Annotated in this window: 15 protein-coding genes; 13 read left to right on the top strand and 2 right to left on the bottom strand. The window is 75.4% G+C overall.

Annotated features, from left to right (window positions below; all coding sequences use genetic code 11):
- The 6 genes from VEW93_09835 to nusB are packed head-to-tail and all read left to right on the top strand — an operon-like array spanning position 1 to position 4,297.
- Positions 1-636 (top strand): shikimate kinase, encoded by a 636-nt coding sequence (locus VEW93_09835; protein HYI62090.1) that lies wholly within the window; start codon positions 1-3, stop codon positions 634-636.
- Positions 633-1,634 carry a 3-dehydroquinate synthase family protein gene (locus VEW93_09830; GenBank protein ID HYI62089.1) on the top strand — a complete coding sequence of 334 codons (1,002 nt, stop codon included), beginning with the start codon at positions 633-635 and terminating at the stop codon, positions 1,632-1,634. The genes VEW93_09835 and VEW93_09830 overlap by 4 nt, the downstream gene beginning before the upstream one ends.
- The gene (locus VEW93_09825) at positions 1,631-2,098 is read left to right on the top strand and encodes a type II 3-dehydroquinate dehydratase (protein HYI62088.1); all 468 of its coding nucleotides are present in this window, start codon (positions 1,631-1,633) and stop codon (positions 2,096-2,098) included. Before VEW93_09830 ends, VEW93_09825 begins: the two co-directional genes overlap by 4 nt.
- Positions 2,095-3,243, top strand: a complete 1,149-nt coding sequence (locus VEW93_09820) for an aminopeptidase P family protein (GenBank protein HYI62087.1) — start codon at positions 2,095-2,097, stop codon at positions 3,241-3,243. The genes VEW93_09825 and VEW93_09820 overlap by 4 nt, the downstream gene beginning before the upstream one ends.
- A 30-nt stretch (positions 3,244-3,273) precedes the next feature.
- Positions 3,274-3,834, top strand: coding sequence for an elongation factor P (gene efp / locus VEW93_09815; GenBank protein HYI62086.1), 561 nt, complete (start codon positions 3,274-3,276; stop codon positions 3,832-3,834).
- The gene (nusB, locus tag VEW93_09810) at positions 3,827-4,297 is read left to right on the top strand and encodes a transcription antitermination factor NusB (protein ID HYI62085.1); all 471 of its coding nucleotides are present in this window, start codon (positions 3,827-3,829) and stop codon (positions 4,295-4,297) included. Before efp ends, nusB begins: the two co-directional genes overlap by 8 nt.
- Here nusB and VEW93_09805 read toward each other — a convergent pair.
- Positions 4,294-6,762, bottom strand: a complete 2,469-nt coding sequence (locus VEW93_09805) for a hypothetical protein (protein HYI62084.1) — start codon at positions 6,760-6,762, stop codon at positions 4,294-4,296. The genes nusB and VEW93_09805 overlap by 4 nt on opposite strands.
- 136 nt (positions 6,763-6,898) lie before the next feature.
- Positions 6,899-7,333, bottom strand: coding sequence for a hypothetical protein (locus VEW93_09800; GenBank protein ID HYI62083.1), 435 nt, complete (start codon positions 7,331-7,333; stop codon positions 6,899-6,901).
- Between the two features lie 42 nt (positions 7,334-7,375).
- Here VEW93_09800 and VEW93_09795 point away from each other — a divergent pair, with 42 nt between their 5' ends.
- The 7 genes from VEW93_09795 (at position 7,376) to carB (ending at position 15,202) form a co-directional block, all read left to right on the top strand.
- Complete coding sequence (locus tag VEW93_09795; GenBank protein HYI62082.1) at positions 7,376-8,935, top strand: alpha/beta fold hydrolase; 1,560 nt, start codon at positions 7,376-7,378, stop codon at positions 8,933-8,935.
- A 66-nt stretch (positions 8,936-9,001) separates the two neighbouring features.
- A complete protein-coding gene (locus tag VEW93_09790) occupies positions 9,002-9,532 on the top strand; it encodes a GNAT family N-acetyltransferase (GenBank protein HYI62081.1) in 531 nt (176 codons plus the stop codon).
- A gap of 55 nt (positions 9,533-9,587) precedes the next feature.
- Entirely contained in the window at positions 9,588-10,154 is a 567-nt protein-coding gene (gene pyrR / locus VEW93_09785) for a bifunctional pyr operon transcriptional regulator/uracil phosphoribosyltransferase PyrR (protein HYI62080.1), read from the top strand.
- Positions 10,151-11,170 (top strand): aspartate carbamoyltransferase catalytic subunit, encoded by a 1,020-nt coding sequence (locus VEW93_09780; protein HYI62079.1) that lies wholly within the window; start codon positions 10,151-10,153, stop codon positions 11,168-11,170. The genes pyrR and VEW93_09780 overlap by 4 nt, the downstream gene beginning before the upstream one ends.
- On the top strand, positions 11,163-12,446 hold the full coding sequence (locus VEW93_09775) for a dihydroorotase (protein ID HYI62078.1): 1,284 nt from the start codon (positions 11,163-11,165) through the stop codon (positions 12,444-12,446). The genes VEW93_09780 and VEW93_09775 overlap by 8 nt, the downstream gene beginning before the upstream one ends.
- A gap of 156 nt (positions 12,447-12,602) precedes the next feature.
- Positions 12,603-13,724 (top strand): glutamine-hydrolyzing carbamoyl-phosphate synthase small subunit, encoded by a 1,122-nt coding sequence (gene carA / locus VEW93_09770; GenBank protein HYI62077.1) that lies wholly within the window; start codon positions 12,603-12,605, stop codon positions 13,722-13,724.
- Positions 13,724-15,202, top strand: a complete 1,479-nt coding sequence (carB, locus tag VEW93_09765) for a carbamoyl-phosphate synthase large subunit (GenBank protein ID HYI62076.1) — start codon at positions 13,724-13,726, stop codon at positions 15,200-15,202. Before carA ends, carB begins: the two co-directional genes overlap by 1 nt.
- Positions 15,203-15,450 lie beyond the last annotated feature (248 nt).

The raw sequence follows: 15,450 nt of genomic DNA, 5'->3' as shown, positions 1-15,450 counted from the left end.
GTGGCGGCCTCGGCGTCGCCCGCCGCCCCCGGCCCGGCCCGCCGCCGGGTCCCCCCCGTGGTCCTGGTGGGGATGATGGGCGCGGGCAAGAGCACCGTCGGGCGCCGCCTGGCCTCCCGGCTGGGCCGCCCCTTCGTCGACGCCGACGACGAGCTGGTCCGCCGCTCGGGCCGCACCGTGCGGGAGTGGTTCGCCGAGGAGGGCGAGGACGGCTTCCGGGCCGCCGAGGCCGCCCTCCTGGCCGACCTGCTGGCCGCCCCGGGCCCGGCCGTCATCGCCGCCGGCGGGGGGGTGGTCACCCGGCCCCGGAACCGCGAGGCGCTGCGCGGCGGCGCCCGGGTGGTGTACCTGCGGGCCGGGGCCCCGTTCCTGCGGTCGCGGCTGGAGCGCAAGCCCCACCGCCCCCTGCTCGACGACGATCCCGAGGCCGTGCTGGTCCGCCTGCTGGACGAGCGGTCCGCCCTCTACGAGGAGGTGGCCGACCTGGTGGTCGACGTCGAGCCCTTCCACTCCGAGCACGAGCGGCCCAAGCGGGAGCTGGCCGCCCGCATCGCGGAACTGGTCGAGGCGGCCGAGGCAACCGGGGCGGCCGAGGTGGACCGCGCCGCGGGCCGGGCCGGGGAGCCGGGCCGGTGATCGAGCTGGAGGTGCCCCTGGGGGAGCGCAGCTACCCGGTGCTGGTCGGCCCCGGGGCCCGCCACCGCCTGCTGGAGGTGCTGCCCGTCGGGGCGCAGCGGGCCGCGGTGGTGACCCAGGCCGGCATCGGCTGGGACGTCGACCCGGGGGTGGAGAGCGCCACCTTCACCATCGGCGACGGCGAGGACGCCAAGCACCTGGGCACGGTCGAGGACCTGTGCCGCGACCTGGCCCGCTGGGGCCTGACCCGGGGCGACGTGGTGGTGGCCGTGGGCGGGGGCGTGGTCACCGACGTGGCCGGCTTCGTGGCCGCCGTCTACCACCGGGGGGTGCCGGTGGTCCACGTGCCCACCACCCTGCTGGGCCAGGTCGACGCGGCCATCGGCGGCAAGACCGGCGTGAACCTGCCCGAGGGCAAGAACCTGGTCGGCGCCTACTGGCAGCCCTCGGCCGTGCTGTGCGACATCGAGACCCTGGGCACCCTGCCCCCCCGGGAGTACCGCTCGGGCCTGGGGGAGATGGCCAAGTACGCCTTCCTGGGCGTCGACGACCTGCCCGACCTGGCCCTTGACGAGGCGGTGGCCGCCTGCGTCCGCTGCAAGGCGGAGGTGGTGGCCTCCGACGAGCGCGAGGGGGGCCGGCGGGCCGTCCTCAACTACGGCCACACCCTGGCCCACGCCCTGGAGACCGAGGGCGGCTACGGCCTGCGCCACGGCGAGGCGGTGGCCGTCGGCCTGGTCTACGCGGCCGAGGTGGCCCGGCGCCTGGGCCGCATCGACGACGAGCGGGTGGCCCAGCACCGGCGGGTGGTGGCCGGCTACGACCTGCCCCTGGCCCCGCCCGAGGGCCTCGACCCCGACCGGCTGATCGACCTGTTCGCCCGGGACAAGAAGGCGGTCCGGGGCATCACCTTCGTCCTCGACGGGAACCGGGGCGTCGAACCCGTGCCCGTCACCGACCGGGCCCTGCTCCGCGACGCCCTGGAGGCCCTCCGATGACCGATCCCCTCGTGCTGCCCGTCCCCATCGTCCTCCTGCTGTCAGGGCCCAACCTCGACCTGCTGGGGGGACGCCAGCCCGAGATCTACGGCACGGCCACGCTGGCCGACCACGTGGCCACCGCCACTGCCGAGGCCGAGCGCCACGGCCTGGCCCTGGAGCACCTCCAGTCCAACCACGAGGGCGACCTGGTGGAGGCCGTCCACGGCGCCCGGGGCCGGGCCGCGGCCATCGTCGTCAACGCCGGCGCCCTCACCCACTACGGCTGGTCGCTGCACGACGCCCTGGCCGCCTTCGAGGGCCCGGTGGTCGAGCTCCACCTCTCGCACCCGGGGGGACGGGAGCCGTGGCGCCAGACCTCGGTGGTGGCCCCGGTGGCGGCCGGCACCGTGGCCGGCTTCGGGGCCGACGGCTACCGCCTGGCCCTCGACGCCGTGGCCCACCTGCTGGGGGCGGCCTCGTGAGGGCGTTGCCGGCCGCGCCGTTGGCCCCCATGGACGTGGCCGGCCGGGCCGACCGGGTCCGGGCCCGCTTCGGCGAGGCCGGTGGCGACGACGGGCCCGGCATCGACGCCCTGCTGGTCACCGACCTGACCAACGTCCGGTACCTGACCGGGTTCACCGGCTCGGCGGCCCGCCTCCTGGTCACCGCCGATCGGCTGCTGCTGGTGACCGACGGGCGCTACGCGGTGCAGGCCCCCGACGAGGTGGCGGCGTCCGGCGTGGATGTCGCCGTCGAGGTGGCCGGCACCCAGGCCGACCAGGACGCGATCCTGGCCGGCGCCGTCCCGCCCGGCGCCCGCCTGGGCCTGGAGGCGGCCTCGGTGACCTGGGCCGCCCAGCGCCGCTACGCCCAGGACCCCTGGGCCGGCGACCTGGTGCCGACCACGGACGTGGTCGAGGCGGTCCGCCTGGTGAAGGACGCCGGGGAGGTCGACCGCCTGGCCCGGGCCGCCGCCATCGCCGACGCCGCCCTGGCCGCCATCGCCCCCCGCCTGGTCGACCGGCCCACCGAGGCCGAGGTCGGGCTGGCCCTGGACGTCGAGATGCGCCGGCTGGGGGCCGACGGGGTCAGCTTCGAGACCATCGTGGCCTCGGGCCCCAACGGCGCCCGGCCCCACCACCACCCCGGCCCCCGCACCATCACCGACGGCGACCTGGTGGTCATCGACTTCGGGGCCCTGGTCGACGGCTACCACTCGGACATGACCCGCACCTTCGCCCCTGGGGGCATCAGCCCCACCCAGGAGCGGATGGTCCAGGTGGTGCGCGACGCCCAGGCCGCCGGCGTGGCCGCGGTGCGGGCCGGCGTCGAGGCCCGGGCCGTCGATGCCACCTGCCGCGACCTCATCGAGGCCGCGGGCTGGGGCGAGGCCTTCGGCCACGGCACCGGGCACGGGGTGGGTCTGGTGATCCACGAGGAGCCCCGGGTCAGCCGGACCTCGACCGCTAGGCTCGCCACCGGCCACGTCGTCACCGTCGAGCCCGGGGTCTACCTGCCCGACCACGGTGGCGTGCGGATCGAGGACACGGTGGTCGTCACCGATGACGGGTGCCGGCCGCTCACCCTCGCCCCCAAGGACCTCACCCCCCTCGCGCCCACGGCCTGACCGGCCGGCGCTCACCTCGCAAGGATCTCCATGGCCATCACCACCAACGACCTGAAGAACGGCATGGTCCTCGACCTCGACGGCAAGCTCATGCAGATCGTCGAGTTCCAGCACGTCAAGCCGGGCAAGGGCCCCGCCTTCGTGCGCACCAAGATCCGCAACGTCCGCACCGGGGCGGTGATCGAGAAGACGTTCCGGGCCGCGGAGAAGGTCGAGCGGGTCACCATCGACAAGCGCGAGATGCAGTACCTGTACCGCGACGGCGACGACTACGTGTTCATGGACAACAGCAGCTACGAGCAGCTCCAGGTGCCCAGCGGGGCGCTGGGCGACGCCGGCAGCTACCTGATCGAGGGGGCCGGGGCCGTGCTCCAGATGCACGGCGACGAGATCGTGGGCACCGACCTGCCCGCCGCGGTGGAGCTCACGGTCACCGAGACCGAGCCCGGCATCCAGGGCGACCGGGTCTCGGGGGCGACCAAGCCGGCCACCCTGGAGACGGGCAAGGTCCTGCAGGTCCCGCTGTTCGTCAACATCGGGGACCGCCTGCGGGTCGACACCCGCAGCGGCGAGTACATCACCCGTGCCTGACCGCCGGGGGGGCATCGGGTCCCGCCGGGAGGCCCGGGAGCGGGCGCTGGCCCTGCTCTACGAGGCGGCCATCCGCGACGGCGAGACCGACGACGACGGCCGGGCCTTCGACGTGCTGGCCGCCCAGCCCGTGGAGGTCGAGACCTACGCCGCCGCCCTGGTGCAGGGCGTCCTCGACCACCGTTCCGACCTGGACGCCCTCATCGGGCGCCACGCCCGGGGCTGGACCACCGAGCGCATGCCCGTGCTCGACCTGACCGTGCTGCGCATGGCCTCGTTCGAGCTGCTGCACCGGCCCGACGTGCCGGCCAACGCGGCCATCAACGAGGCGGTGGACCTGGCCAAGCAGTACTCCACCGACGACTCGGGCCGGTTCGTGAACGGCGTCCTGGCCGCGGTGGTCGCCGAGCGCCCCCCGCCCCCGGCCGACGCCGGGGACGGGGAGTCGGAGGACTCGGCCTAGTTCCCCTCGACGGTCACGTTGAAGGCGCCCGCCACCAGGTTGTCGGTGTAGATCTCGACCTCGTAGGGGCCGCGGCCGTTACCGTCCACCTCGATCGACTCCTCCTGGCCCGCCGTGGTGTCGTTGACCTCGACCTCGTCGCCGTCGGCGTCCCGCACCACGATCCGGAGGTCCATGTCGGCCCGCTCGGGGGTGGCCACGATGTCGAGGAACACCCCGTCGCGTAGGTCGATCTCGAAGTTGGCGAACTCTTCGAGGGGATTGGCCAGGTCGAAGCGGAACGGTGGCTCCTCCACCTCCTCGCTGGCCAGGTTGGTGATCACGAAGTCGGGGATCTCGGTCACGGTGATCTCGAAGTCGCCGGTGACCCGGTCGAAGCCCCCGTCCACCCGGACCTGGTAGGTCCCCTCCAGGTTGGCCACGAAGGTGGCAGCGGAGCCTTCGTCGCTCGAGGTGGACACGGCGTAGCCCTCGGGGTCGATGATCGAGACCTCCAGGTCGGCGTTGTCGAGCTCCACCGAGTACGTCGCACCCTCGACCAGGTCGACGGAGTACTCCACGATCTCCCCGACCTGGGCGACCTCCCCGGAGGTGGTGTCGTCGAGCTCGAGGTCCTCGCGAGTGACCCCGCTGACCTGCACCTGGACCGTGCCCGGCCCCCAGTCGTCGCCCCCCACCACCAGGAGGTAGCCCCCGTCGCCCTCGGGCTCGACCAGTTCGTAGGCCGCGACGTCGTCCCCGTCCGGGCCGACCAGGAAGGCGGTGATGACGCGGTCCTCGTCCTCGGAGGTGGCGTTGACCGTGAAGGGCTCGCCGGCGGTGGCCGACACCCGGACCACGGCGTAGCCGGCGTCGTTGAGCTCGACGGTGGTGGCGTCGCCCATGCCGGCGTCGGCGCTGGGCTCGGCCACCTCGGGGAACCCGATGAGCCGCAGGACGGCGGTGGTGGTGAGCTTGGGCACGATGGCCTCGGCGTAGTCGGCCAGGGTGGCCACGGGGTCCACCCGCCAGCTCCCGCCCTCCTCGGTGACGGCCACGGCCAGCTCGGACACGCCGAAGCGGTTCCAGTTCTCGGTGAGGCAGAAGGCCTCGTCACCCTCGTCGTCCCCCTCGCCGTCGTCGTCGGGGTCGACGGTCCGCATGCAGGTGCCGTCCCAGGTGACCTGGCGCCGGTTCTCCTCGCCGTCGAAGGTCCACGTGGCGGTGGCCTCGGCCGAGGTGATGACCACCCGGCGGCCGCCGCCGTCGCGGTCGGTCACCTCGGTCTCCAGCTCCCTGACCTCGATCGAGGTGTCCTCGCCCACCTCCTCGGCGATCCAGGCCTCGATGGCCCCCGAGTAGGCCCGGACGACGTCGCCCGGGCCGCCGGCGATGAGGTCGCCGGAGCGGTCGGCGTCGGCGGACCCGCCCGCGGTCAGCAGCTCCCGGACCGCCTCCTCGGGCCCGTCGGCCCCGTCGCCGGCCTCGGGGGCGGGCAGGCCGGGGGCGTCGAGGCCCCAGGCCTCGACCGCGTACTGGGCCGCGGTGTAGAGCGGGCTGACGTACCAGCCCGAGCCCCGCTCCACGGTGATGACGAAGGGATCGACGTCGTCGCCCTCGTCGTCGGTGACCACCAGGTCGTCGGCCTCGACCTCGGCCCGGCCCCGGGCCCCCTCGCTGTCGTCGCCGTCGGTCCGGGCGTTCTGGGCCACCACCCGGTCGGTGACCGAGCCCAGGCCGGACCGGTTGTAGGACACGTCGGCCGCGCCCCCGGTCAGGGTCACCCGGGCCACGCCGTCGCCGATCTCCTCCACCTGGTAGCGCAGCCCGGCGGGGGCCACCTCCACGCCGCCCAGGGTCTTGTCCTTGGGCGAGAAGCCCAGGGACTCGGCTCGCTCGGCGGCCGAGCCGTACACGTCGGCCAGGACCTCGACCTCGTCGGGGTTCATGATCTCCAGCGCGGCCACCGGGTCCTCGGACTCCAGGGCCTCGGCCAGGTCCTCCACCGCGGCCTGGGGGCTCGACGCCCCGCCGCCCCCGCCGCGGACGGCCCGCACCACGACGAAGCCGATGGCGGCGATGGCCAGGACGGCCACCACCACCAGGGCGATGGCGAAGAGGCCCCGGCGCTTGCGGGGTGGGGCCCCGCCCGGGGGCGGGGTGGGGGCGTACCCGGGGGGGTAGGCGCCGGGGGGCGCGCCGCCGGGCGGCGGGGCGGCACCGGGCAGGGGGCCGATGGGGATGCCGGGCGGTGGCGGGGCGCCGGGCCCGCCCGGGGGAGCGGCGGGGGGCGGCGGGGTGCCGGGAGGGGGCCCGGGCGGGGGCGGTGGCGGGGCCGCGGGGGGCGGCGGGGGGGTGCCGGGCGGGGGGCCCGCCGGGGCGATGGGCACGGTGGGGGGAGAGCCGGGGGGCGCCGGCGGCGGGGGCGGGGTGGCGCCGGGACGGCGAGGCGTGGGCCAGGCCGGGGTGTGGGGCTCGTCGCTCATGGGCGTCCTCGGTCGTGGGGGCCGGCTCCTCGGCCCCGGGAGGCCGAGCGCGGCGGAACGGTAGCACCGGTCCGGTGGCCGGTGAGCCGGCCGGACCGGGGGACCGGACCCCGGGCCCCCCACCCCTCCGGCCGCGTCAGGCCCGGGTCCGGGCCGAGGCCACCACGGCCATCACCCCCAGGGCCAGGCCCGCGGCGGCGGCCAGCGCGCCCGGTCCCAGCCCGGCCCGGTCCAGCCGGCCCAGGGCCACCCCGGCCAGGGCCGCGCCCACGACGCCGAGGCCCACGCCCGCCGCCCCCACCAGGGCGCCGGCCCGCTGCCCCAGGCCGGTGCCCAGGAGCAGCAGGGCCCCGCCCAGGGGGATGGCGTAGACCACCAGACCGGCCCACCGGGGCACCCAGGCATCGACCACGCCGGAGAGGACGAGGTCGGCGATGCGGACCAGGGCGATGGAGGAGCCCGCCCCCCGCCCCGACCACGGGAGCAGCGACGCCCCCAGCAGCAGGGCCCCGCCCAGGGTGCCGGCGGCCCGGGCCGTGACCAGGGCGCCCTGCACGCGACGGCCGGCCACCGCGGCACGGTACCAGCGGGTCGGTGTGGAAGGCTGCCGGCCATGTTCCGCCGTGCCCTGGTCGCCCTCGCCGTCGTCGCCGTCGTCGCCTCCGGTTGCTCGGGGGGCGACGGGGACGACGCCGGCTCCGATCCCACCTCCACCACGGTGGCGCCCTCGTCCTCGACCGTGCCCGAGGACCCGGAGCTGGCCGAGGCGGAGTGCTGGTGGTCCGAGGCCGAGCTGGCCGAGATGCCCGAGGACGTCACCGTCACCTGCGGCACCCTGGAGGTGCCGGCCGACCGCACCGACGCCGAGGGCGGCGTGGTGACCCTGGCGGTGGCCCGCCTGCACCACGCCGAGGCCGATGCCGGGGCCGAGCCCGTCGTCTACCTCCACGGCGGCCCCGGGGGCGACGCCCTGGTCAGCCCCCCGCTGGGCCTGGCCGGCAACGACGCCCTGGCCGAGCGCGACATCATCACCTTCGACCAGCGGGGCGTGGGCCGGTCCCTCCCCAGCCTCGACTGCCCGGAGAAGGAGGAGGCCATCCTCGACGCCCTGGCCAGCACCGACGACTTCGCCACCGAGCACGAGGTCAACCGGGCCGCGGTCCGAGCCTGCTACGAGCGCCTGGTCAGCGAGGGCAACGACCTGGACGACTACGACACCCTGGCCTCGGTGGCCGACATGGAGTCGCTGCGGCGGGCCGTCGGGGTCGAGCAGTGGAACGTGTGGGGCGTGTCGTACGGGACCCGGCTGGGCCTGGCCTACGCCCGGGAGCACCCGGACCGGATCCGCTCCCTGGTCATCGACTCCGTGTACCCGCCCGAGGCCGGCGGCGTCGAGCGCACCAAGGCCCTGCCCCAGGGCGCCCTCGACCGCCTGGTCGAGGCGTGCGCCGAGGACGAGGCCTGCTCCACCGCCATCGGCGACCTGGGCGCGGTGCTCGACGACGCGGTGGCCGCCTTCGACGCCGAGCCGGCCGAGCTGACCGGCACCGTCCCGGTGGGGGGCGAGGACGTGGAGCGGAGCTTCGCCCTCACCGGCACCGACGTGCGGGCCGGCATGTTCGCCGCCCTCTACGACAGCGAGCTCATCCCGTTGCTGCCGTCGGTGCTGGCCGGCCTGGCCACGGGCGACCGGTCCATCATCCCCACCTTCATCGAGGTGGGCGTGCCCCGGCTCATCGAGCTGTCCGAGGGTGCCTTCTACTCGGTGGAGTGCGCCGATTCCGGCCGCCTGCTCGACGGGGCCGACGCCGAGGCCGAGCTGGCCCGGGTCGACGAGGACGCCCTCATCGCCCTCAACTCGGCCCAGGTGTTCTGCCAGGACTGGGAGGTCGAGCACCTGCCCGAGTCGTTCAACGAGCAGGCCGTGCCCGACGTGCCCACCCTGGTCTTCGGGGGCACCCTCGACCCCATCACCCCGTACGCCGACTCGCGGGCCCAGGCCGAGGCCATGCCTGACGCCCGCCTGGTCACCGTGCCCAACGCCGGCCACGGCGTGGGCGGCTTCGACGAGTGCACCCGGGAGGCCCGGACCGGGTTCTGGGCCGACCCCGCCGCCGACCTCCCGGCCTGCGTCGAGGACATCCGGGGCGTCACCTTCACCGTGGGCGGCTGACCGGTCGAGCCGGCGCCGCCCCCCCTGCCCGGCCCGGCGACGCCCCTGGTCGACACCGCCGCCGGCGTGGCCCTGCGGCGGTGGCGGCCCGGCGACGCCGCCGCCCTGGCCGCGGCGTGGGCCGACCCCGAGATCGGGCGCCACGCCTCGGTGCCCGCCGGGCCCCCCGCCGAGGCCGCGGCCCGGTGGATCGGGGGGGCGGGCCTGCGGGCCGCCACCGGCGTGTCGGTCGACCTGGTGGTGGGGCCGCCCGACGGCGACGAGGTGTGGGGCGAGGTCGGCGTGGCCCGCCTCCGGCTGCGGGTCCCGACCGGGGGGGCCGGGCCGCCGGAGCGGGTGGTGTGGGACACGGGCTGGTGGGCGGCGGCGGCCCACCGGCGCAGGGGAGTGGCCACCGCCGCGGTCCGGCTGCTGGTGGGGTGGGCCGCCGGGGAGGCCGGGCTGGTCCCGCTGGTGGCCCGCATCCCCCCCGGCCACCGGGCCTCCGAGGCGGTGGCGGCCCGGGCCGGCTTCGCCCGCCGGGGCCGCTGGGACGCCACCCACGACCTGTGGCTGCGGCCGGACCCCACCCCGGGGCCGGGCCGGGGAGCGGTGTAGGGTCGCCCCGACCGTGAAGCGGGTCCGGTGAGGCCCGTACGGGAGGACAAGCCCAGTGGCCGAGAGAGAACGCCGCATCACCCGCCCCTACGGCGGGGTGTTCGTGCCCCGCACCCGGGTGCTCGACCGGGACGACGTGGCCCGGGCCATCTGGCGCATGGCCCACGAGGTGGTGGAGCGCAACCACGGCCTGGGCGCGGTGCTGATCGTCGGCCTGCAGACCGGCGGGGTGTGGATCGCCGAGCGCCTGGCCGACGCCCTCGACTCCATCGAGCAGGTCCGGCCCGAGGTGGGCGCCCTGGACGTGGCCTTCTACCGCGACGACATCGGCATCCGCCCCGTCCTGCCCGAGGCCGTGACCGACATCCCCGAGGACATCGACGGCCGGACCGTGGTCCTGGTGGACGACGTGCTCTTCACCGGGCGCACCATCCGGGCCGCCCTGGGCGCCCTGCACGACTACGGCCGGCCCCGAGCGGTGCAGCTGGCGGTGATGATCGACCGGGGCCACCGGGAGCTGCCCATCCGGCCCGACTTCGTGGGCAAGAACCTGCCCACCCGGCGGGACGAGATCGTCGACGTCCACGCCGACGGGGTCGACCTGGGGGAGCTGGTCAAGTGAGGCACCTGCTCGACACCGCCTCCCTCGACCGGCCGGCCATCGAGGAGCTGCTCACCCTCACCGACTCGTTCGTGGAGGTGAGCGGCCGGCAGATCCCCAAGGTCCCGGCCCTGCGGGGGCGCACCGTGGCCTCCCTGTTCTACGAGGACTCCACCCGCACCCGCCTCTCGTTCGAGACCGCGGCCAAGCGCCTCTCGGCCGACACCATGACCTTCAGCGTGTCGACCTCGTCGGTCAACAAGGGCGAGTCGCTGCGGGACACGGCCCTGACCATCGAGGCCATGGGCGTGGATGCCGTGGTGGTGCGGCACCGCTCCGCCGGCGCCCCCCACCGGGTGGCCTCGTGGATCGACGCCCAGGTCATCAACGGCGGCGACGGCTGGCACGACCACCCCACCCAGGCCCTGCTCGACTGCTACACGCTGCGCCAGCGGCTCGGCGGCCTCGACGGGGTGCGGGTGGCCATCGTGGGCGACGTCAAGCACTCCCGGGTGGCCCGGGGCGACGTGCACGCCTTCGCCACCCTGGGGGCCGAGGTCACCCTGGTGGCCCCGCCCACGCTGCTGCCCCCCTCCCTGGCCGGGTGGCCGGTGCGGGTGGCCCACCGCCTGGACGACGTGTTGGACGAGGTCGACGTGGTCTACCTGCTCCGCATGCAGCAGGAGCGCATGACCGAGGCCCTGGTGCCGTCGCTGCGCGAGTACACCGCCGGCTACGGCCTGACCCGGGCCCGGGCCGGCCGCCTGGGCCCCGACGCCGTCATCATGCACCCCGGGCCCATGAACCGGGGGGTGGAGATCGCCCCCGAGGCGGCCGACGACCCCCGGGCCGTCATCGTGGACCAGGTCCGCAACGGCGTGGCCGTCCGCATGGCGGTGCTGTTCCGCCTGCTGGGGGCCGAGGGCCGCACGGGCTCCCTGGGCGCCGACGCGCCCACCGACACGGACGCGCCCGCCGACACCCCCGCCGACGCCGATGCGCCCACCGATGCCGACAAGGAGAGCAGCCGTGCCTGAGTCCCTGGTGCTCAAGGGGGGCCGGGTCGTGGAGCAGGCCGGCGAGCGGGTGGCCGATGTCGTGGTGTCCGAGGGGCGGATCGTGGCCGTCGGGCCCGACCTGTCGGCCGACCGGGTGCTCGACGCGGGGGGTTGCGTGGTGGCCCCCGGGCTGGTCGACCTGCACGCCCACCTGCGCCAGCCGGGCCAGGAGGAGGCCGAGACGATCGAGACCGGCAGCCGGTGCGCGGCCCTGGGCGGCTTCACCGCGGTGGTGGCCATGCCCAACACCACCCCGGCCATCGACTCCGCCGCCGTGGTGCGCGAGGTGCAGGAGCTGGCCCGCGCCGCCCTGTGCGCCGTCCACCCGGCCGGGGCCATCACCGTGGGCCGGGCCGGGGAGCGGCTGGCCCCCCTGGCCGAGATGGCCGAGCTCGGGGTCCGGCTGTTCACCGACGACGGCACCGGCGTGCAGGACGACCTGCTCATGCGGCGGGCCATGGAGTACGCGGTGGGCCTGCCCCACGACGTGGTCCTGGCCCAGCACTGCGAGAACGCCGAGCTGGCCGCCGGGGGCCACATGCACGAGGGGGAGTGGTCGTCCCGGCTGGGCATGGCCGGCCAGCCGTCCGAGGCCGAGGAGGCCATGGTGGCCCGGGACATCGCCCTGGCCCGCCTGACCGGGTGCCGCGTCCACATGCAGCACATGTCCACCGCCGGGTCGGTGGCCCTCGTCGCCGCGGCCCGGGCCTCGGGCCTGGCCATCAGCGCCGAGGCCACCCCCCACCACCTGCTGCTGACGCACGCCGCGTGCGCCTCGTTCGACCCGGTGTTCAAGGTCAACCCGCCGCTGCGCACCGAGGAGGACGTGGCCGCGGTGCGCCGGGGGGTGGCCGACGGCGCCCTGGACGTGATCGCCACCGACCACGCCCCCCACACCCCCGACGCCAAGGACGAGCCCTTCGACCAGGCCCCCCCGGGGATGCTGGGCCTGGAGTTCGCCCTGGGGGTGGCCCTCTCCGTGCTGGACCTGCCCCTGGGCGAGGTGCTGGCCCGCATGTCGTGGCGCCCGGCCGCGGTGGCCGGCCTGGCGGGCACCCAGGGGGGCCCCGTCGAGCCCGGCCGCCCGGCCAACCTGTGCGTCATCGACCCCGAGGCCAGCTGGACCGTGGAGGCCGGCGCCACCGCCAGCCGCAGCCGCAACATCCCGTACGTGGGCCGCACCCTGAAGGGCCGGGTCCGCCACACCGTCTCCGCCGGCGAGCCCGTGGTCGTCGACGGCGTGGCCCAGCGCTGAAACGGGGGTGGGGCCGGGCCGTGCAGCTGCTAGGTTCGGCTCCTGACCGTGAAGCGGGTCCCGTGAGGCCCGCACGGCAGGAGAGACCGAGTTGAGCGAGACCCACGCCGCCCTCTGCCACCAGGCAGGGGGCGTTTTCGTGCCCGAGGACACCCCGTGAGCGGCCGGCAGGAGGTGCGCCCGGCGCTGCTGGTGCTGGCCGACGGCGAGGCCTTCGAGGGCGAGGCCCTGGGGGCCACCCCCGACGGCGGCATCGCCACCGGCGAGGTGGTGTTCAACACCGTCCTCTCCGGCTACCAGGAGGTGATGTCGGACCCGTCCTACGCCGGGCAGGTCATCGCCTTCACCTATCCCCACATCGGCAACTACGGGGTCACCGCGGCCGACGACGAGAGCCTCCGGCCCTCCTGCCGGGGCGTGATCGTCCGGGAGCCGGCCCGCCGCCGGTCGAGCTGGCGCAGCGACGAGGACCTGGACGCCTGGCTGGTCCGCCACCGCGTGCCCGGCATCGGCGGCATCGACACCCGCCGCCTGACCCGCCACATCCGCGACGCCGGCGCGGCCCCGGGCGCCTTCGGGGCCCTGGGCCCCGCCCCCGACGGCACCACCGTCGACGAGGCCGCCCTGCGGGCCGCGGCGGCGGCCGAGCCCGGCACCGACGGGGTCGACCTGGTGGCCCAGGTGACCACGCCCGCCCCCTACACCGTGGGCGACGGGCCCCGCCGGGTGGTGGCCTACGACCTGGGCATCAAGACCACCATCCTGCGCCACCTCTCGGACCTGGCCACCGTCGAGGTGGTGCCGGCCTCCACCCCGGCGGCCGAGGTCCTGGCCCGGGAGCCCGACGGGGTGTTCCTGTCCAACGGCCCCGGCGACCCGGCCACCGTGCCCTACGTGGTGGAGGCCATCGGGGCCCTGCTGGGCCAGGTGCCGATCTTCGGCATCTGCCTGGGCAACCAGCTCCTGGGCCGGGCGGTGGGGGCCGAGACGGTGAAGCTGCCCTTCGGCCACCACGGCGGCAACCACCCGGTGCGCGACGTCCGCACCGGGCGCATCGACATCACCAGCCAGAACCACAACTTCGCGGTGGCCGCCGACACCCTGCCGGCCGGCGCCGAGCTGACGCACGTCAACCTCAACGACGGGGTGTGCGAGGGCTTCGCCCTCCCGGCCGAGCGGGCCTTCAGCGTGCAGCACCACCCCGAGGCCGGGCCCGGCCCCCACGACGCCGCCCACCTCTTCGCCGCCTTCGCGGAGCTGATGGAGGGGCGGGCCTGATGCCCAAGCGCACCGACATCTCCTCGGTCCTGCTCATCGGGTCCGGCCCCATCGTGATCGGCCAGGCCTGCGAGTTCGACTACTCCGGCACCCAGGCCTGCCGGGTCCTCCGCGAGGAGGGCTACCGGGTCATCCTGGCCAACTCGAACCCGGCCACGATCATGACCGACCCGGACTTCGCCGATGCCACCTACGTGGAGCCCCTGGACGCCGAGGTCCTGGCCCAGATCATCGAGCGGGAGCGGCCCGACGCGGTGCTGCCCACCCTCGGCGGCCAGACCGCCCTCAACCTGGCCATGGAGCTGTTCGAGGCGGGCCTGGTGGGCGTGCCCGGCACCCCGGAGCTGATCGGGGCCAACGCCGAGGCCATCGCCACCGCCGAGGACCGCCAGCGGTTCAAGGTGGCCATGACCGAGATCGGCCTGTCGGTCCCGGCCTCGGGCACCGCCGCGCCCGACGAGGGCATGCGGGCCGCCCACGTCCCAAAGGCCGAGCAGGTCAAGGCGGCCATGGCCCGGGCCCACCAGGTGGTGGCCGACATCGGCCTGCCGGTGGTCATCCGGCCGGCCTACATCCTGGGGGGCAAGGGCACCGGCATCGCCTCCACCCCCGAGGAGTTCGAGCGCCTGGCCGCCAACGGCCTCGACGCCAGCCCCATCACCGAGATCCTCATCGAGCGCTCCATCGCCGGGTGGAAGGAGTACGAGCTGGAGGTGATGCGGGACCGGGCCGACAACTGCGTGATCGTCTGCTCCATCGAGAACCTGGACCCCATGGGCGTCCACACCGGCGACTCCATCACCGTGGCCCCGGCCCAGACCCTCTCGGACGTCGAGTACCAGCTCATGCGCGACGCGGCCTTCGCCTGCCTGCGCCGGGTGGGGGTGGAGACGGGCGGCTCCAACGTGCAGTTCGCCATCGACCCCACCAACGGCGACATGGTGGTCATCGAGATGAACCCCCGGGTCAGCCGCAGCTCGGCCCTGGCCTCCAAGGCCACCGGCTTCCCCATCGCCAAGATCGCGGCCCGCCTGGCCGTGGGCTACACCCTGGACGAGATCCCCAACGACATCACCCGGGCCACGCCGGCCAGCTTCGAGCCGGTCATCGACTACGTGGTCACCAAGGTGCCCCGGTGGGCGTTCGAGAAGTTCCCGGGCCAGTCCTCCACCCTGGGCACCCAGATGCAGTCGGTGGGGGAGGCCATGGCCATCGGCCGCACCTTCCCCGAGTCGCTCCAGAAGGCGCTCCGCTCGCTCGAGCACGGCCGCCGGGGGCTGAACTGCGACCCGGCCGAGGTCGCCCTCGAGGCCTTCGACGACGACGAGCTCGTGCGCCGCTCGGCCCTCGCCACCCCCGACCGGCCGTTCCACCTGGAGGCGGCCCTGTACCTCGTCCAGGGCAGGCTGGTTCGGCGTGCCCCAGCGGTCGAAGCGGTCGCAGCCGATGCCGAAGCGGCCCGTCTCCAGGCCGCGTAGCGCCTTCTGCAGCGACTCCTTGAAGGTACGGCCGATCGCCATCGTTTCGCCGACCGACTTCATCTGAGTCGTCAGCGTCGGGTCGGCGTCGGGGAACTTCTCAAAGGTCCAGCGCGGCACCTTGGTGACGACGTAGTCGATCGTCGGCTCGAAGCAGGCGGGGGTTTCGCGGGTGATGTCGTTGCGCAGTTCGTCGAGGCGGTAGCCGACGGCGAGCTTGGCGGCGATCTTCGCGATCGGGAAGCCGG

The organism is Acidimicrobiales bacterium (assembly GCA_035630295.1).
Classification (GTDB): domain Bacteria; phylum Actinomycetota; class Acidimicrobiia; order Acidimicrobiales; family Iamiaceae; genus Iamia.
This window is presented reverse-complemented; position numbering and strand designations above follow the sequence as displayed.